Source organism: Pseudomonas putida (genome assembly GCF_028682395.1).
GTDB classification, from domain to species: domain Bacteria; phylum Pseudomonadota; class Gammaproteobacteria; order Pseudomonadales; family Pseudomonadaceae; genus Aquipseudomonas; species Aquipseudomonas putida_AB.
In genome coordinates this window covers 225,288-243,388 of sequence record NZ_JANHLC010000002.1, presented here as the reverse complement: position 1 = coordinate 243,388, position 18,101 = coordinate 225,288, and the positions used below count along the sequence as shown (strand labels likewise).

The window sequence follows — 18,101 nt, the reverse complement described above, 5'->3', positions numbered from 1 at the left end:
CGAATTGCTGTCACCAGGTATGCCTTGATGGCCTCGGCTACGGAGCACCTCTGCTGGCAGACGGCAGTTCAGGAGAGGGTGGGAGGGCAGAAACAAGAAGCCCGGCGCTGGCCGGGTTTTCTGGTCTGTTCGGTCTGGAGGTGAGAGCTTGGTAGGGGCCAAGTCTCAGCCGGAACTGGTGCTTTAGAGCTTTGACGCTGCAGCGTTAACTTCGAGCTCCTGAGCCCTTACTGCTTTCTCGATTACAGCCTTGTTAGTGAAGACGGCAGAGCTTTGCTCCCCATTGTAGCTGTAGAACTCTAAAGTGAGAGATACAGATTTACCCGACCAGGAAAGAATTTCGTTCGGATGTTTAGACGTCGCTTGGTCCGGATTATGAACACTACTTTCTGGAGACATTACCCGCCTAAATTATTGTCCACTAAGCGTGGGGAAGCCACATTGTGGCACAGAGAGGCAGAAGCACCTTTGCTGAAATTGGCAAAATCACTCCACTCAAGCTAACGTATTTAGATGTGTAGCCGTAATTAAATTTAATAGGTGCTGCAGTAGCAATGCATTCAAGGGAACCGAAAAATTAATCAAACTTTAAAAGGAATTTATGGCATGCGCCAGATGCTCCAGGAAACGTATGGTGAAATTATAAAATCAGTTGGGAAAAGGTCGGCCGGTATCCTTAAGGCGGTAGCCTATCCTGAAGGAACAGTGAAGCCTGGCGTTATTAGCGTAGCTGTAGGGCTTGCTTCTAAGAGACCTATAATAAAAGCTGATCTAGCGAAGCCCTTTACGCTAAGTCAATATCTTGCTGCAGAAGGAATAGTTTTATATGTAGGAATGTCTCCAGGAATGGCTCACAATTTCGCTTATAGAAATGGACTTGGGGGAAGGGTTAAATACAGGCCAGGTTCACAAGAATTTAAAAAATTTATTGAGGCTAGCTTGAGCCCAATCGCTCCAGTCATCTTTTGCCCTGCGCAACCAAGGCCCGAGGGGCCTAGAGAGGAAGATGATCAGGTGTCGTTCATTGGCGGAAGCCATGTGGCGAACGCAGGTTGCGCGGAAAAGCAAATTATGTTTGGAGTGATGGAGGTTGGTAGCGGAGGTTTGTTAGGCATCAGCAATACGTCCTTCCCAGATCCAGAAGTCCCAGACAAGAGTTTGTATAGCTACATGAAGAAAAAGAGGGATGGTACTTTCTATATTTGCCCGTGTACAACCTGTCAAATAAGGCTGGATTACTACGGGATCAAGAATCTAGATTTGGAATAATTAAGTAAAAGTTTAATTTTAGTTTTTATTAGTTGCTCGGGGCGGTAAGTATTTTTGCTGGGCGTATGGGCTGAGCTGCAGCGCAGCAGGATTGCAAGGAGAGCAGCAGAGCGGAGCGAGGGGATGCAAATGCCCGCCTATCGGCGGGTTTACCGTTTAATGTGCAATAACCGTCCCAACAGCTTTTACGGGTAGGCTGGGACGATCGTTGCCTGCTCGATAAGCCAATCGATAAGCAAGGCTATTTCAGGGATGTCACGACTATCTTCGTTGCAGATGCAGAAGTAATCCATCCCCGTCGGCACTTTCAGGGCAAAGGGCTGCACCAGGCGGCCCTCATCCAAGTCGCGTGACGAGTTGATCTCGTCGCTGAGTGCTACGCCATAGCCATCTCGAGCGGCTTGCAGGGCGATACCGAGGTCTTCCAGATGGACATCGGCATCCCCCGGATAGGGCAAGCGCGCTTCGAGCAACCAGCGTCGCCATTGAGTTCCGTCATCTTCATGCAAGAGGCGGTGGTGGATCAGGTCGGACGGTTGCTTGAGCGCATGAGGGCCGCGCAGCAATTGCGGGCAGCAGACCGGAAACATATGCAGGTTCTGCAAGGGGCGCCACCAGAAACCCTCCCAGGTCGGGGCGTCGTAGAGTACGGCGATATCGGCCCTGCGCCAGTCAACCTCACTGATATCGTCGGCCGTAATGACGCGCAGCTGAATGTGCGGATGTTCTGCGCGAAAGGCGAACAGCTTCGGCACCAGCCAGGACGCGCCAAAAATCGGCTCCGTGGAAATAGTCAGAACTTTCGCCGCCGGCTCCTGGAAGTGCTCCTCGGATATCTGTCGCACCCCTTCGGTGATTTCGCCGATGCCTCGCGCAACCGAGCGTTGTAGTGCCAAGCCACGCTCCGTCAGCACCAAGTGGCGGCCCTGCTTGTAGAACAGATCGATACCGAGTGAGCCCTGTAACGCCCTTATCTGCTGGCTGACTGCACCCGCGGTGACATGTAGCTCAGCGGCGGCTGCGCCGACATGGCCCAGCCTCGCAACACATTCAAAGACGCGAAACGCATGCAGCGGAGGCAAGGCCATGGGGTTCTACCGTTTAGTTTTATTGACTAGATTTTTGGTGATTTATATAGATTGATTGTGTTTCGAGCAACCGCAAATATTCACCGAAGTGAGGCCAACGACAACAATTCAAAAGGTGACTCCATGAACGACAAGCTAGAACAGCCGGGGAACTGCCCCTATGCGAGGTCGAACTCGTTGTCTGGGCGTACCATCAGCACAGGAGTCGACAGCCTGCGTACCTTGCTGCTGATGGTGTTGGTACTGCTGGCTGGCCCAGCGCTGGCCACCGAGCGGGTGGTACAGGTTTACGCCTGGGCGGAATATATCGGCCCTGAAACCCTGAAAAAATTCGAGGCCGAAACGGGCATCAAGGTCCAGTACGACACCTTCGACAGTGCGGACGTGCTGGAAACCAAGCTGCTGACCGGACGCAGTGGCTACGACGTTGTCGTCCCCAGCATCGCCATGCTCGATCGGCTTATTCAGGCCAAGGCATTGCAGACTACTAGTCTGCAGCAGATGCCCCATATCGATGACTTGGACCCGCAGTTGCTTGCCCAACTGACGGCTGTCGATCCGGGCAATCACTTCGCGGTCCCTTACACCTGGGGCACCGTGGGCTTGGCATTCAACCGCCAGGACGTCGATAAGCGCATTGCCAACCCACCGCTGAACAGCCTGGATCTGCTGTTCAAGGCGGACTATGCGAGCCAGCTGAAAGACTGCGGCATCTCGCTGATAGACGCGCCTCAAGAGGTGATCAGCATCGCACTGCACTACCTGGGTAAACCGCCCTTCAGCAAGAACCCCGCCGATCTTCGCGCAGTTCAGGAACTGTTCGTCAAATTGCGCCCTGCGGTTCGCTCTATCTCGACGGGGACGCAAAGCACGGACCTGGCCAATGGCGACCTCTGTATGGCACTGACCTATAGCGGCGATGCGGTGCTGGCGAAAAGCCAGGCCATGGCCGCTAACAAGCCGTTCAGCATCGAATACTCGGCCCCTCGGGAAGGTACGCTGACCTGGGTCGATACCCTGGCCATTCCGGCTGATGCGCCCCATCCGCAAGCGGCCAAAGCCTTTATCGAGTTCATCACCCGGCCCGAGTCGATGGCCGAACTCACCAGCAGCTTCTTCTTTGCCAATGCCAACTTGGCCACCATCGCGCTACTGGAGGCCAACATTGCCGCCGACCCCGCTATTTATCCCCCGGAAAACGTGCGCGACAGATTGTTCGGCGAACAACCCTTGCCCCTGCGCACCCTGCGCGAACGCACGCGTGTCTGGACCAACTTCCGTAACCAGCATTGAGACTCCCATGACAGACGACAATCCAATAATCGACCAGGCGATGACGCGTGACAGCCTATATGGCACCGCGGGTGAGCCAACCTACGGTGGTATCACCAGCTTTATGCGGCGTCGCTATACCCGCGATCTGCGTGGTGTGGATATCGCCATCAGCGGCATCCCCTTCGACACCGCCACCAGCAATCGTCCTGGCAGCCGTTTTGGACCGAGAGCCATTCGCGAGGCCTCGGTGCAGTCGGCCTGGGCTCGCCACTGGCCTTGGGAGTTTGACCCGTTCGACGTGTTGGCCTGCGTCGATTACGGCGACTGCTATTTCGACTATGGCACGCCAGAGCAGACTCCGGCGGCGATCAGGGCTCATGCCGAACGGATTCTGGCGGCGGGCAGCGCAATGCTTACGCTGGGCGGTGACCATTTCATCAGCTATCCGCTGCTGCAAGCACATGCGGCCAAGTTTGGTCCGCTGTCTCTGATCCATTTCGATGCGCACCATGACCTGGAGTGCGACGGCGAGGACAAGCGCATCGACCACGGCTCGATGTTCTACCATGCCGTCCGCGAGGGGCTGGTTGACCCCGCACGCTCCATCCAGATTGGCCAGCGCACCAGCCAAGATGACGTCATGGGCTTTCAGGTGCTGAACGCCAGCGCGGTGCATGAACATTCGACCAAGGAGCTGGCGGAGATTATTCGGGCGCGCGTTGGCGATCACCCGGTCTACCTAACCTTCGATATCGACTGCCTCGACCCGGCGTTTGCCCCAGGCACAGGCACGCCCGTATGCGGAGGCCTATCGAGCTATCAGGCCTTGGCGACTCTACGTGGCCTGCGTGGTATCAACCTGATCGGTATGGACGTGGTGGAGGTGGCCCCCCCCTATGATCACGCCGAGATCACCGCGCTGGCCGGGGCCGCAGTGGCCATGGAGATGATATGCCTGTATGCCGCGCGGCATAAACTTTAAGCCAGTGGTCTGGGCAGCTGTCCGGCAAGAAATGCTTCGCAGCTGCCCACGCTATGCGATCCTGGGCGTCTTGTAGGGTGGGCAAGCTTGACTTGTCCAGCGGCTGCTGCGGCAGACCGTTTGGGGGCGAAAACGGCAGGTCGCGAGCGACCGCTTTTGGCCGATTCTGTTGAAAAAGTCGGACTTTCAAATGGCCTGAACTCAGGCACAACCACCACCGGAGCACCTACTCACTACATTGAGTGGTTTTTCGGCCCTTCGGTGATCTTTGCTGCTCTGTTATTGGGTTAATTTGAGGTTTTTTGCTGAGTGCAGGCGCACCTATCCCCTGACTGGCGGTCCTTGAGATGAAAATTTGGCCTGCCGTCGCAGGTTCTGCACCGCTGCGGCCAGCGTGAATTCATCCGTCGCGCCACCCAGTGGAAATCGATGCTCGAAAAACTGTCGTTCTTGCGCTCGGTTTTGTCCCACACCGGCACATGCGGCTCGATGCCTTTTTCCTCCACCATCCAGGCCAGCATCGGCGCGGTATCGTGAGCGGTATCGCCAATGAGGCGTTCCGGCTTGAAGTAGAACTGCGCTTCAACTCGTTCGATCATTGTTTTGGTGCTCTCGACTTTTGCGGTTCGATGAGCTGGTGTGGGTGCCACGTCCATGATCACGCCGTGCTCGGTATCGATCAGATAATTCCTGGAGTGAGCGTAAAAAGCTGGGCCGCCTGGAGCAACGGTCCAGCGGGCCTGAGGATCCGTCAGCGACAGTAGCGTTTCGGCCAGAGCCTCTTCATCGAGGCGTCATGCATGAGTGTTCATCTAGAGAGTTGATATAGTGGATAGTTAGAAGGATGAGGAACTCCCTGCTTCCGTTGAGGCTTACTTTGCGATGGCGGCTAGTAAGGCTCACTGTGCTTTTGCTGTGGTTGGGATGAACCACCTTCGCTGCCAGTCTCAGTAGATAGCTTGGTGTCATGAGCGTGTGCTGATCGATGATTGCCTGTTGAATTTGCCAATGATGAATCAAACGAACATGAGCGATGTCCCTCAGCCTTATCGCAATCACTGGACAGTTTTTTTAATCTTTCTGCGCCTGGGTCTGACCTCTTTCGGCGGACCAATCGCCCATCTGGGTTACTTCCGAGAAGAGTTCGTAGTGCGTCGACAGTGGCTAAGCGAGCGCCGTTATGCGGACTTGGTCACCCTATGCCAGTTTCTGCCGGGGCCAGCAAGTAGTCAGGTGGGTATCGCGCTTGGGCTATCTCGCTCGGGCTATGGTGGTGCCCTTGCTGCGTGGATGGGATTCACTTTACCTTCAGCTATTGCCCTGGTCTTCTTCGCGCTAGGCATTGCCAGTAATGGAGATGCCATACCCGCTGGCATGCTGCGAGGTTTGAAGGTGGTAGCCGTGGCGGTGGTCGCACAAGCGGTATGGGGGATGGCGCGCAACCTGTGCCCCGATGCTCCGCGTAAATTCATTATGCTGGCAGCGACCTGCTTCGTACTGCTCATGCCGTCGGCGTTAGGGCAACTGGGTGTCATGGCTCTTGGGGCGGCGGCGGGTCTGTTGCTGCTCAAGCCCCCGCCAGGTGATGCCCATGATCCATCGCCAGTTTGCATCCGGCATCGTGTTGGCCTGTTTTGTCTGATTCTGTTTTTTGCTCTGCTGCTCGGACTGCCGCTCCTGGCAACATGGTTCCCAAGTCAGATGCTATCGATGGTGAGTGTCTTCTACCGTGCCGGCTCGTTGGTATTTGGCGGCGGGCATTTGGTGCTACCCCTTTTGCAGGCAGAGGTCGTACCTTCTGAGTGGGTCGACAATGATGTATTTTTGGCCGGCTATGGAGCTGCGCAGGCCGTCCCTGGGCCGCTGTTCACCTTCGCGGCATTTCTAGGTGCTTCGATGAACCAAGCGCCCAGCGGTTGGTTTGGGGGGCTGATCTGCCTGTTAGCGATCTTCGTGCCTTCGTTCTTATTGGTAGTGGGCGCTTTACCGTTCTGGGAGCATTTGCGCCACAGCGTCCGCACGCAAGCAGCGCTGCTGGGCACCAATGCGGCGGTGGTCGGTCTGTTGCTTGCCACGCTCTATCAGCCGGTGTGGACGACTGCGATTCACGCACCACAGGACTTCGCCCTGGCACTCGTGGCATTGGTTGCACTATTTTGGAAGCTACCGCCTTGGTTGGTAGTGCTCGGCAGCGCTGTCTTGGGCGGGCTATTGAGTATCGCCTCGTGAGTGCAAAACTAGTGATTGATGTCCGCCAATGGTTGATTGCGCGTAGCCGAGTAATGACTAAGAGTGAAGACTCTTGAGCGTTGGGGCATTGTCCAGCCATGCTTCGAACTGGCTGGCTGGCAGGGGCTTGCTGATCAGGTAGCCTTGGCCCGTATCGCAACCGGCCTTTTGCAGAAACTCCAATTGCTCGACTGTTTCGATCCCTTCCGCGGTCACGGTAAAACCCAAGGCATGCCCTAAATCGATGATTGCTTGCGTGATGGAGATGTAGGCTGCGTCATAGGGTAGGTCGGAAATAAATGTCCGATCAACTTTCAGATTATCGATGGGTAGGTCTTTCAAATAGGCCAAGGAGGAGTAGCCGGTGCCAAAGTCATCTATCGCTACCGTAACTCCCATCCGTTGCAGTTGCCCCAGAACTGTTTTCATCAGTTCTTGATGGTTCATGACTAAGCTTTCCGTCACCTCTATTTCCAATGACTGAGGTGGTAGGTTATGGCGCTGTAATGTTTGCCTTACCGTTTCCACGAAGTCGCTTCGTTCGATTTGTAATACGGCCACATTGATGGCCATCCGCTGGATGAATCGTCCGCTATCACGCCAATGTCTGGCCTGGTTGCATACTTGGTCGAGTATCCATTCACCAATCGGAATTATTAGTCCCGTGCGCTCAGCCAGTGGAATGAAATCCACTGGGGAGACCAGCCCAAGCTGCGGATTTCGCCACCTGATCAACGCTTCAGCACCATTGATAAACCCAGTTGCAAGGTCGAATTGGGGTTGATACCAAACTTCAAGTTCATTGCCATCCAAGGCATTACGCAAAGCACTCTCAAGGGCAATTCTGGCCTTGATAACTGTTGTCATTTGCGCTTGATAAAAACGGTAGTCATTGCGACCGGATTCTTTGGCTGCGTACATCGCCGTGTCAGACTGGGTAAGCAGGGTTTGTGCCGCTACAGCATTTTCCGGGCACATTGCTACGCCAATACTCGCGGTTATCAATATTGAGGTTCCCTTCAGATCGAAAGATTGATGAAAGGCCTGCAAAATTTTTTGCACTATAGGAATAGCATCTGTAGCCTCGTGCAAGTCGTAGAGTATGAATGCAAACTCATCTCCTCCTAGGCGAGCAACAATATCGCCAGCCCTGACTGCCGCTCTGAGGCGAAGAGCCGTTTGCTGCAATAGCAAATCCCCCATTGGGTGGCCCAAGCTGTCATTGACCTGCTTAAAACCATCCATATCCAGAGTAAGCACAGCAAGGCTGTTGTTTTGCTGGACCGCTCGCTCGATGGCTTGCGTCAGATGCTTGTAAAAAAATCCCCTATTAGGCAGCTCTGTTACGGAATCGAAATGGGCAAGGCGCTCTAATTCAAGCTTCACTTTCTCTCGTTCAGAGATGTCGCGCACTATGGCGTAATTTACATTTTCGTGAGCCAGTTGCACTGCACATAATGTGACCTCGGCAGGGAAAATACTGTTGTCGGAGCGTTTGTACAGCCATTCGAAGTGTAACGATCCTTCTTGATGAACTTTAGCCAGGAAAAACGAGACCTTATCGGTGGACCTCTGTCCATCTGCCTGAAACTCAGGGGATATATCTATAATTTTGGTAACTTGAAATGATTCGCTATCGAAGCCCAGCATCTTTAAGGCGGCAGCGTTGGCAAAGTTTATTTTTCCATCATCGGTTACAATCCAGATCGGATTTGGAGAGTGTTCAAATAATGCGCGAAAACGATCTTCACTTTGTGCCAGTGAGGATTTCATGATCTGTCGTTCGTTGCTTTCACCCAGTAGCTCTGCGTTACGTAGGCGAATCAGTCGGTGGCTTAAAGTGAGCTGAAAGGCAAAAATGCTCAGCAGAATAGTACTGAAAAGTCCCATCATAAATAATGAAGAGTCAAGCAGTGAGATGGCTGACCATCCGCCAAATGGTTTTCCTGCCAATTGCCAACTTCCGCCAGGGATGTTGACAGATACAAGAATCGGTTGATCTTCGAACAGGGCGGGGGTTCCCTGAATGATGTCGCCTGTTTCTCCCTGTCCATCTTTACCACGAAGAGCGAGATCAAGGCCTTTCGTATCGTACATGCCACTGACCTGTAAGAGTCTATTAAGGTCCGCGACGACTGAAATACTGCCCCAATATACCTGGTGCCTATCATGATCTGAGAGGAAGATAGGGCGACGATAGATCAGTCCCCGCCCGCCTTGATAGAGTTGCAGCGGCCCTGCAATAACGGGGGATTTTAGCTGATGGGCTTTTTCTAATAAAGGATATTGATTGGCTAGGCTTCGATAATCCAAGCCAATGATTTTTTCATTCCCCTCCAGCGGGTAAACATCACTTACAATATCATTGGGTGCCAGTGCGACATGACGAATATAAGGCGCAGTATTGATCGCGCTTTTCATCATGATGCGCAAGTGCTCTGGGGAGATAAAACCATTTGCACTCAGCAGCTGCGCAATGCCTTCGGTCTCGCTGAACGCGAAGCGAATATGCTTTTCTAACTGTGCGCCTAAACCGCCTATTTCTAAACCAATTTTAATGCGCTCAATATTTCGTTGGCGCTCGTTTTCGAGCTTTCCCACAGCATAGGAAAGCATTGTTCCTATGAGTAACACTCCGATGGGTAAAAAAAATGAGCTGATAAAACGATCCAGGAACCTGGTAATCAGCGGAGCACCGTTCATACATATACTCATTCATGTTTTCTGGAGTAAGCCAAGAGCAGGTGCACTGTGGATGACGTTGCCTATGCTTGTCGGTGGGATCTCCACACTGCTTTACGATGCCCTGCAGTCATCTAGGAAAGCGAACCGCGCATTCTTTTTTCGAGGTCCCATTCGACAACACCATGGACATTTAGGATCCAATCTTAAGGTTGTGCTCGAGGCGGTTGATCGCATGTGCTAGGGGACACTCAGATGTTTATCGACTGGCTCGCAGATTAATTGAGTAACAGAATGTTTTTTGCAGCCACGCTGAGCTCTAACGCGGATAAACCCTATTCAGCAGCTTGGGCAGTTTGATCTTGGTCTCGTGAACCGTGCGATTATTCCCTGGCTGGAATGGATAACGTCGCCCTCAAACCACCTTCTGCCCGGTTTACCAGTTCGATACGTCCGTTCAAGCGCATGGCGATTGTGTTGACGATGGTGAGCCCCAACCCGGCGCCTTGCACCGTGCCACGGCTGTAGAAACGCTCAAACAATCGCTCTCTACAAGACTCATCAATTCCCGGTCCCTCGTCATCGACGGTCAAATGACAGAAACCATCAGCCCGGCTAAGTTGCACAGTGATTGCCCCGTATTCGGGAGAGAAGTTGGCGGCGTTGGTGATCAGGTTGTTCAGCGCGATATCGATGGCGGCGGGGGTGGCGAAGACGTGAAATGGCTGGTCGCTGACGTCGAATATCAGTTCAAGGTTTTTGCTCAATAACCACGGTGTCAGTTGCACGAGGCTGTTGCGCACGGTTTCGCTGAGGTCGATGCGTTGCAGCGGCGGGGGATTGGGTTTGGGTTCCAGCCGCGCCATGGTCAGTAGCTGGTTGACCAGTCGGCTGGTGCGATCGACGCCTGAGATAAGAAAGGCCAGCGATTCGCGCCGCTCCTCTTCGGTGCCTGCCTCCAGCAGGTTTTGCGCATGCACCCGCAGTACAGCGAGTGGCGTACGCATTTCGTGGGCAGCGTCGGCGATAAAGCGTCGTTCGCGACCAAGCACCTCTTGAATCTGCGCGAGCATGCGGTTGAGCGCCGCTTGCATGGGCTCAAGTTCGCGGGGCAACGGTGCCAACTGCAATGGCTCAAGTGAACCGCTGTGGCGGGCACGTAGGGTCTCGGCCATGTTTGCCAAGGGCTTTAGGCCCCAGCCTATGGCGAGCCAGACCATTGCCGCGAGCAGCAAACTGCCGACGATATTCGGCCATAGCGTATGACGTACGATGCGGTCGACCAGATCCGTGCGCACGTCATCGCGCTCGCCAACCCAGATGCGCATGCCGTTTTGTGGGTCTTCAAGGAGAAATGCGCGCCAATTGCGATGGTTTAAATCCACCACATCACTGAAGCCAGGTTGCGTCGGTGGTGAACTGAAGGTCGGCGCGCTGGCGGTGTGTACCAATACCTCACCACCAGGGCTCCATACCTGGAAAGCAATTTTGCGTTCGTAAGGATGACCGTCGCCGTGCGGCACCGCTTCGCCCAGTGCGGTATTGAAGGCCCGGTACAGTTCGGCGTGCTGCTGGGTCGCCAGCGGCATGCGCATCACGCCTTGCAATAAGCGCGCGTTCTGCGCCAGTTGAGCATCGTAAACCTCGGCGATCTCATGGTTACTATCGTATAGGTTAAAGCTGCTCAGCACCGCCAGGCCGGCCAACAATAGGCCAATGATCAGTGTCAACGTACGGCGGCGGATCGACGTCATCAGCGCTCCTCCACTAGATAACCCACACCCCGAATAGTGCGGATCAGCTCCGGCGAGAACTTCTTGCGCAGATGATAGATGTGGACTTCCAGCGTGTTACTTTCCGCTTCTTCACTCCAACCATAGAGCAGTTGAATCAGTTGATCGCGCGTCATCACCCGGCCCGGAGGTGAGAGCAGTTCATGTAGCAGCTGATACTCCTTGGGCGTCAGTGCCACGGGCTGGCCCTGGTAGCTGACCTGTTGGGTGCTGGGGTTGAGGCTGATACCGGCGTGTTCGATCAGTGCTTGTGCGCGCCCGGCACTGCGCCGCAACAACGCTCGCAATCGCGCCTTGAGTTCGGCCAGGTCGAACGGTTTGATCAGGTAGTCGTCGGCACCGGCATCCAGCCCGGCGATGCGATCTTCGGTCGCATCGCGGGCGGTGAGAATCAACACCGGCAGGTTTGAGCCGCTGTCGCGCAGGCGCCGCAGTACTTCGAGGCCGTCCATGCGCGGCAAGCCGAGATCCAGCACAGCGACATCGAACGTTTCGCTGAGCAGGGCATGCAGCGCGCTGCTGCCATCCTTGAGCCAATCCACGGTGTAGCCCTCGCGCGCCAACGCTTGATGAATGCCTTCACCTAGCGCCACATCATCCTCAATCAATAATAAACGCACGTGGCCCCCTGTCAGTCGAGTTTCTTGTTGACGTCCACCAGCAGAGCGGCGATCTCTTGGCGGCGGCCGCTATCTGCCGTTTCACGGCCAGGACGCGGTGCCGCTTGCAGGGCTTTTTGCAGCGCTACTTTTGCTTGAGCGTAGCGCTTCTGACGGTAGAGGTGATCGCCCCAAAAGTACAGGCTATCGATGCCGTCGGGGTTGAGCTGCAGCGCCTGCTTGAGCAATTGTTCAGCTTGGTCGCTGTCGCCGAAACCGATAGGCCAGCCGGGCACCCGATCATATAACGCCGCCAAGCTGGTATAGGCCGAGCCTTGCAGTGCCTTGGGGTCGAGGCTCAGGGATTTCTCCAGGTCGGCCTTGGCTGTCTTGGCTTTGCCCAGCGCTGCGAGCCCACCTTCGGCACCGGCCCAACTGCTGGTGACAATGCCTTTCCAGATCCAGGCTTCGGCCTGCGCCGGGTGTTGCGCAGTGAACGCTTGGGTTTCGCTGGACAACCGCTCGAACGCGGCGGCGCGCTGATCTTGCGCCACTTCATATTGGATGTGCGCCCAGCTTTGTTGAATGCTGCTCAGTTGCTGCTGCTCGGCAGCCTCCAGCGCCCAGACGCTTTGGCTGAGGGCTGCGATGAATAGGCACGCGACGATTTTTTTCATGGGTCGAGGGTCTCATTGTCGGGTTTTTCGCTGAAGCGGCGGATCAGGGGTAACTGCTTGCGCAGGCCTCTATCGACCAGATGCGGCAGTAGATTGTTAAGGCGCACAAAGAAGCGCTCGGGCCAGCCCATATAAAGGTCGCGGCGGTCACCGGCAATCGCGTGGATCACCGCCGAGGCCACGGTTTGCGGATCATCGACGTTGGCCTTGAGGGCATCGTTCAGGGCTTGCGCCGCCGCACTGTTCATCGAGGTGCGGGTGGCCCGCGGTGCGACGTAGAGCACGTTGACTCGGGTGTCGGCCAGCTCTCGGCGCAACGCTTCGGAAAACCCGCGTAGGGCAAACTTGGTCGCGCAATAGCTGGTGTAGCCGGCGTAGCCGATCGAGCCATAGGTCGAGCCGACGTTGACTACCATGGCGCTGTCGGCCTGCTGGAGCTGCGGCAGCAATAGCTTGGTTAGGCATATCGGAGCGCTGATGTTCACCGCAAGCATCGCATTGATATCACTGTCGTCGAGCTGTTCGAGCATGGCGAAGTGATTTACCCCGGCGGCGTTGATCAGCAGGTTGACGCCGCCAATCGCTTCGGCGGCGGCGACTACTTTGCGTCGGTCGCGTAGGAACGTCAGGTCAGCCGCGACCCAGCACAGGCTGTCAGGGTAGCGTTTGAGCAGCGGCGCCAAGGCTTCCTGATGCCGCGACACGGCCAATACCCGAGCGCCGGCGGCGCATAAGGCTGCGGCGATAGCCATGCCGATACCGCCACTGGCTCCGGTCAAGACCACTCGCGCGTTACGCAACTGCATGTTCGGTCTCCGCGTCACGCGGCAGGCCACGAAACATGTCGGTGTACAGTCGGTATACAACTTTTGAAGCATGAATGACTGCCGCTTGATCCTCCGGATCTTCCAACTGATTCATCAGGCGGCGATAGGTTTGCATGTGCGCAATGTCGAGCGAACCATGAGAGCTCAGGTAGCTAAAGGCGGTTTCCGGTAACGCCAGGCGTTCGCGAATGCTCCCCGCTGCGTGTGTGGCCAGGGCGATGCTGGTGCCTTCAAGGACATTGACCATGCCGAACAGACCCACCGGGTTGCCTCGGGCGATCAGGTCATAAAGGAAGCTCACCATCAGCTCAATCGGCAGCGAAGGCTGGCCATCAAGCACGGCCTCGCGATCACCTCCGCAGGCCGCAATGTCATTGAGCACCCATTGTTCGTGGCCGTATTCGTCTTCGATGTACTCGCACACGGCTTTGCGCAACCATTCCAGACGCGTCGGCAAACGCGCACCGCAGGCCATCATCAACGGCACGGTGTGGCGTACGTGATAGTAGGCCTGTGCAAGAAAAGCCCGATAGCTATCGATACTGACTTTACCCTGCAACGCATCGAGAATGATTGGCAGGTTGAACAGCTCTTGGCGTTCACGCTGTGTGGCTTCTTGCAGGGTGTCGAAAAAATTCATGATGCGGACTCCTCCCGGGGAACGGATTCGGTCAATTGGGCGTGGTACTGGGCGACGATGGTGTCGCGGCGTGGGCGGCCATTGGCGGTAAGGAAGCCATTGGCGGCGCTGAAGGGTTGTGGCAGGCGCGTCCACTGATGGACCTGGGCGTAATCGGGCAACGCCTCGTTGGCCTCGGCGACGGCAGCGGCAAGTTCAGCATCGGTACAGTCCGGGCGATGCGGCCAGAGCAGAGCGTGATTGCGCGGCAACGACTCGCCGTAAACGAACGCCTGGGCGATATGGCGGCGCTGGGTCAGCTCGGATTCAACCCATTCCGGGTTGACGTTGCGCCCGTAACTGGTGACGAACTGATGCTTCTTGCGGCCCTTGAGATAAAGAAAACCTTCCGGGTCGAACTCGCCCAGGTCGCCGCTCGGCCACCACTCATCGGTGTACGGTGCGTCGCCCAGATAAGCGAGCAACGCCGAGCCCTTGACCAGCACTTCACCGTCCTCGGCCAACCGCACTTCGACATGGGGCAGGGGACGACCGACGCTGCCGGGGCGTTGTGCGCCGGGGCGATTGAGGCATACCACCGAGGCGCATTCGGATAAACCGTAACCTTCGAATACCGGTAGGCCGACCCGTTGCGCACGGTGCAGCAAATCTTCGGACACACGTGCACCACCGACCGCCGCAAAGCGCAGGGTTTGCGGGGCGAAGGCCTTCTGTTCGGCGGCACTGACCAGCATCAGTAACAGTTGTGGGACGAGAATAAGGCTTTGCGGCGCACGTCCGGCGAGATAGCCCAACAGGTGCGGGGCATCGACGCCACTGGCGCCCTGAATGCCGAGGGTATTCTGGCTCGGCAAACTGAGCATCGCACCGGCATACAGCGCGGCATAACAGCCGAGATTCTCCAGCAGAATTGCTAATGGCAGCAGCGCCAAGTGGTGATGCGGGCTGGTGGGCTTGCTCGCCTGATCCAGCTCTCGTGCGACCCGCAACAGGCTGTCGGCACTCAGGCAAACACCTTTCGGCGTGCCGGTTGTGCCGGATGTGAAGGTCAACTTCGCAGTGCCCATCGGCATCGGCCTTTGGCTGCTGAAGGCCTTGCACCAAAACTCGCCGCATTGCTCATAGCCGGCCGCGCGCAATTCGGGTTCCAGCTCCGGTTCGGCGATCACCCGTTCGGCCTGGCTCTGCTCCAGACAATGGGCGCGTTGTGCTGCGCTGAAAAACGGTGGCAGCGTTACGCAGGTCAACCCTTCGAACAACACCGCAAGGTCCCAGAGCATCGCATCGACGCCGTTGTCCAGCGCCAGTGCGACGACTTGCACCTGCTCATCGCGCAGGCGTTCCTGGCGATACAGCACTTCTGCATACACGGTGGCGTAATCGAGTTTCAGCGTGTCGCCCCACAGTGCGGTCGCGCTGTCATTGCGCTGGGCATGCTCGCGCAAGGTTTCCTGAAAGCGTTGCAGTTCAAGCGACATGGCAGGCTCCTTCAATCGAGGTTGGCAAACCCAGGCGGCTGAACAGGCCGCTGTTGCGTAGGTGGACGAACCCTGCGCGGATGTTGCCAACGTGCACCCAGGGTTTACTTTCGTAATAGCTACCCCAATGTTGACGCTCGTCACCCAGTCGATCCGGATCGGCGGCGCACAACGTCGCGGGTTCCAGGCCGAGACGATGGAAGCTGTTGACCAGTCCGATATTGCCAGTGAACGTCACCCATTCCAGGCCGCCCATGGCCAGCAGATAGGTGATGGCGATGATGCTCAGACGTGCGCTGCCGGTGTTGCTGGCCGCCAGGTTGCCCACCTCGACAATGGTGTTTCGGTCGACCGAGTGATCAGCTACGGCGCTGATCAAAGGTTCGATCGGTTCGTCCAGATAGCGCTCTAGAAACAGCGGCTCAAGTTGCGCGCGACGCACGCCGGCCACCGCGCACAACTGGCCGTCAGCGCTATGCACACCGAACAGCTCGGGCATGAAGTGGCGGATGTCGGCGCCGTAGGTCTTGCGGAATCGCTGCTGGATAAAGGTTTCGAACGTCGCTCGTAAAGCGTCGTTCGGCAACACACCCGTCAGGGTCAACGGTAGCGCCTCGGCTTGGCCGAAATGCAAGGGCAGGGGGATGTTCCAGTCAAAATCGGGCATGGGCAGAACGCCTCCCTTAGTGGGGTTGAGCGAAGTATCCAAGCGATTTCTTAACGAAGTCTGAAGGTGAAAGAAGATTAATCTGAGGGTTGATCTTCAGGTTCTCTTAAGGCCGGACGAGTAGGGTAAGTCGGCCGGTTAAAGGCAATCGGATCGATCGTCCCTTACAACAATCAAAAGGCGCTTCTTATGACCCGCGACACCGCTGTAACCCGATATGGAAAACTTTCAATCACCCTGCACTGGCTGATGCTGGCGCTGTTCATTGGCGTGTATGCCAGTGTCGAAATCAAGGGTTTTTTGCCCAGAGGCAGCGAAGCGCGCGGGCTATTCATGGGCTTGCACGGCCTGTTTGGAGCAAGCATCTTCGCCCTGGTCTGGGTGCGCCTGATCGGGCGCCTAAGCCCACGGCCACCGATCACCCCAGAACCACCGGCCTGGCAGGCCGCTATCGCGCATCTGACACATCTTGCGCTGTACGGGCTGATGCTCGCCACGCCCATCCTCGCCTGGCTGATGCTCGCCGCTGGCGACAAGCCGTTCCCATACTTCGGCTTCCACCTGCCGGCTCCGGTAGCCGTTGATCCAGACTTCGCCAAACAGCTCAAGTACTGGCATGAACTGATTGGCACTATGGGTTACTGGTTGATTGGTGTGCATGGGGCGGCGGGGCTGTTTCATCACTATTGGATGAAGGACAACACCCTGGAACGGATGCTGATTGAACGAAATTGATGAAGGCCAGTTATTGGCCGGTTCTGTTAAAAAGTTCCGACGCGATTTTTGCCTATGCCTATGAAAGAGCGTGAGCGACGTTACCGGCTAAACTGTGTTTGTAACCGAACGATCTTGCTACGAGCTTCGTTAGCTTCGTTAGCTTCGTTAGCTTCGGTGACTTCGCGTTTGTGCTCTTTGCCGTGGGCGGCCTGCATTGCCATCGATGTTGGTGACCAGAGCGCGGCCCTGCGCAATGGCTAGGGCAGTCGCGGCATGGATAGGGGTGCCGCTGAACATTTTGCGACGTGGGGGCTGGGCAATCAGGGCATCTTGCCCGCTAGCCGCGTAAACAATCCCTCACCCTGCGTTCACCCGCACCAGTATTACGGTCACCTTAACAGCACGATCAACGCCCCGCTCGCGGCTATTGCGGGCGGGTTGCTGGTACTGCTCTCGGATCTTCCGGCCTGGTGATTGAGCAGATGAAATTGTGGGATTAGAGGATCTTGTTTGTCGTTGCTGAATCCTTAACGGTGTTAAAAGTTGGTCCTTTATACATATGTTGGCGCATGTGCCGGCTGTGTAAGCCGTAAATGTGGGAATTTGGTTGTTTGATGTTAAGTGTTTTCCATTGTTGTAGCTGTTTTTTCCGAGAGGTAGAGCGTTTCAGTGTTCGGAGTTGCACTGCTGGGACAAAAAATGCCTAATTCGTGCTGCTGTTTTCGTATTGAATTTTATATAGGGTTTTTTCCATATGAGCTTGATTTCCAAGTCACTTGAAACCATGCTGGCTGATATTTATTCAGATGAAGATGTTTCCATGTGTGAGTTCAAAAAGCTGCAGGCTGAGTCTGACCGTCGCTGGGAGGCTGTCATAGCTGAGCTTGGTCCGAATAACACCTTGCTCTCTTTCCAAAATGCCATGGACGTGGCCCTGCATCTGCTGCACTTGAGCGCCCAGCATGTAAAAAATCAGGAACTGACTGATCTGGGTGAGGCGGTCGTTAAAGATGCAGTGCTGGCTCAAGTTGAAGCTGTGCGTGCTGGAGCTTTGTTGTCGCTTAAACAGTTGAAGGTCGGCGTGAACAGTTTGTAAGTTTACGCTGAAGTCGTCACTGTCGATAAGTTGGATGAGTTCTCAATTCGTCTTCTCTCGTCAGTTAACCCTTTACTGTCAT

15 protein-coding genes and 1 pseudogene are annotated in these 18,101 nt (G+C 55.7%); 6 read left to right on the top strand and 10 right to left on the bottom strand.

The genetic code is table 11. From position 1 onward, the window contains the following. The first annotated feature begins 606 nt into the window (after nt 1-606). Nucleotides 607-1,269 carry a hypothetical protein gene (locus tag NPS46_RS06415; RefSeq protein WP_274105594.1) on the top strand — a complete coding sequence of 221 codons (663 nt, stop codon included), beginning with the start codon at nt 607-609 and terminating at the stop codon, nt 1,267-1,269. A gap of 185 nt (nt 1,270-1,454) precedes the next feature. Here the strand turns inward: NPS46_RS06415 and NPS46_RS06410 are convergent, their stop codons facing one another. Continuing rightward, on the bottom strand, nt 1,455-2,357 hold the full coding sequence (locus tag NPS46_RS06410; RefSeq protein ID WP_274105593.1) for a LysR substrate-binding domain-containing protein: 903 nt from the start codon (nt 2,355-2,357) through the stop codon (nt 1,455-1,457). Between the two features lie 231 nt (nt 2,358-2,588). On the opposite strand from NPS46_RS06410, the gene NPS46_RS06405 reads away from it, so the two are divergent. Together NPS46_RS06405 and speB are read left to right on the top strand one after the other, a co-directional pair. After that, nucleotides 2,589-3,650 (top strand): extracellular solute-binding protein, encoded by a 1,062-nt coding sequence (locus NPS46_RS06405; protein WP_274106029.1) that lies wholly within the window; start codon nt 2,589-2,591, stop codon nt 3,648-3,650. A gap of 7 nt (nt 3,651-3,657) precedes the next feature. Next, nucleotides 3,658-4,614 carry an agmatinase gene (speB, locus tag NPS46_RS06400; protein ID WP_274105592.1) on the top strand — a complete coding sequence of 319 codons (957 nt, stop codon included), beginning with the start codon at nt 3,658-3,660 and terminating at the stop codon, nt 4,612-4,614. 386 nt (nt 4,615-5,000) lie between these two features. On the opposite strand, the pseudogene NPS46_RS06395 reads toward speB, so the two are convergent. Beyond that, nucleotides 5,001-5,405, bottom strand: a pseudogene (locus tag NPS46_RS06395) (transposase); the annotation flags it as partial. A 235-nt stretch (nt 5,406-5,640) separates the two neighbouring features. On the opposite strand from NPS46_RS06395, the gene chrA reads away from it, so the two are divergent. Further along, complete coding sequence (gene chrA / locus NPS46_RS06390; RefSeq protein WP_274106027.1) at nt 5,641-6,843, top strand: chromate efflux transporter; 1,203 nt, start codon at nt 5,641-5,643, stop codon at nt 6,841-6,843. A gap of 57 nt (nt 6,844-6,900) precedes the next feature. On the opposite strand, the gene NPS46_RS06385 is transcribed toward chrA, so the two are convergent. From NPS46_RS06385 to NPS46_RS06350, 8 genes are all read right to left on the bottom strand, one after another. Beyond that, nucleotides 6,901-9,546, bottom strand: coding sequence for a bifunctional diguanylate cyclase/phosphodiesterase (locus NPS46_RS06385; RefSeq protein WP_274105591.1), 2,646 nt, complete (start codon nt 9,544-9,546; stop codon nt 6,901-6,903). Nucleotides 9,547-9,908: 362 nt separating this feature from the next. Continuing rightward, nucleotides 9,909-11,279, bottom strand: a complete 1,371-nt coding sequence (locus tag NPS46_RS06380) for a sensor histidine kinase (protein ID WP_274105590.1) — start codon at nt 11,277-11,279, stop codon at nt 9,909-9,911. Beyond that, a complete protein-coding gene (locus tag NPS46_RS06375; RefSeq protein WP_274105589.1) occupies nt 11,279-11,938 on the bottom strand; it encodes a response regulator in 660 nt (219 codons plus the stop codon). The genes NPS46_RS06380 and NPS46_RS06375 overlap by 1 nt, the downstream gene beginning before the upstream one ends. 11 nt (nt 11,939-11,949) lie before the next feature. Beyond that, nucleotides 11,950-12,594, bottom strand: coding sequence for a tetratricopeptide repeat protein (locus NPS46_RS06370; RefSeq protein WP_274105588.1), 645 nt, complete (start codon nt 12,592-12,594; stop codon nt 11,950-11,952). Then, entirely contained in the window at nt 12,591-13,400 is an 810-nt protein-coding gene (locus tag NPS46_RS06365; RefSeq protein ID WP_274105587.1) for an SDR family oxidoreductase, read from the bottom strand. Before NPS46_RS06365 ends, NPS46_RS06370 begins: the two co-directional genes overlap by 4 nt. Beyond that, a complete protein-coding gene (locus NPS46_RS06360) occupies nt 13,387-14,061 on the bottom strand; it encodes a TenA family transcriptional regulator (RefSeq protein ID WP_274105586.1) in 675 nt (224 codons plus the stop codon). The genes NPS46_RS06365 and NPS46_RS06360 overlap by 14 nt, the downstream gene beginning before the upstream one ends. After that, nucleotides 14,058-15,539 (bottom strand): AMP-binding protein, encoded by a 1,482-nt coding sequence (locus NPS46_RS06355; RefSeq protein WP_274105585.1) that lies wholly within the window; start codon nt 15,537-15,539, stop codon nt 14,058-14,060. Before NPS46_RS06355 ends, NPS46_RS06360 begins: the two co-directional genes overlap by 4 nt. Beyond that, a complete protein-coding gene (locus NPS46_RS06350) occupies nt 15,529-16,206 on the bottom strand; it encodes a thermostable hemolysin (protein WP_274105584.1) in 678 nt (225 codons plus the stop codon). Before NPS46_RS06350 ends, NPS46_RS06355 begins: the two co-directional genes overlap by 11 nt. 189 nt (nt 16,207-16,395) lie before the next feature. On the opposite strand from NPS46_RS06350, the gene NPS46_RS06345 reads away from it, so the two are divergent. Both NPS46_RS06345 and NPS46_RS06340 read left to right on the top strand, forming a co-directional pair. After that, nucleotides 16,396-16,941, top strand: a complete 546-nt coding sequence (locus NPS46_RS06345) for a cytochrome b (protein WP_274105583.1) — start codon at nt 16,396-16,398, stop codon at nt 16,939-16,941. Between the two features lie 736 nt (nt 16,942-17,677). Next, on the top strand, nt 17,678-18,019 hold the full coding sequence (locus NPS46_RS06340) for a hypothetical protein (RefSeq protein WP_274105582.1): 342 nt from the start codon (nt 17,678-17,680) through the stop codon (nt 18,017-18,019). Nucleotides 18,020-18,101 lie beyond the last annotated feature (82 nt).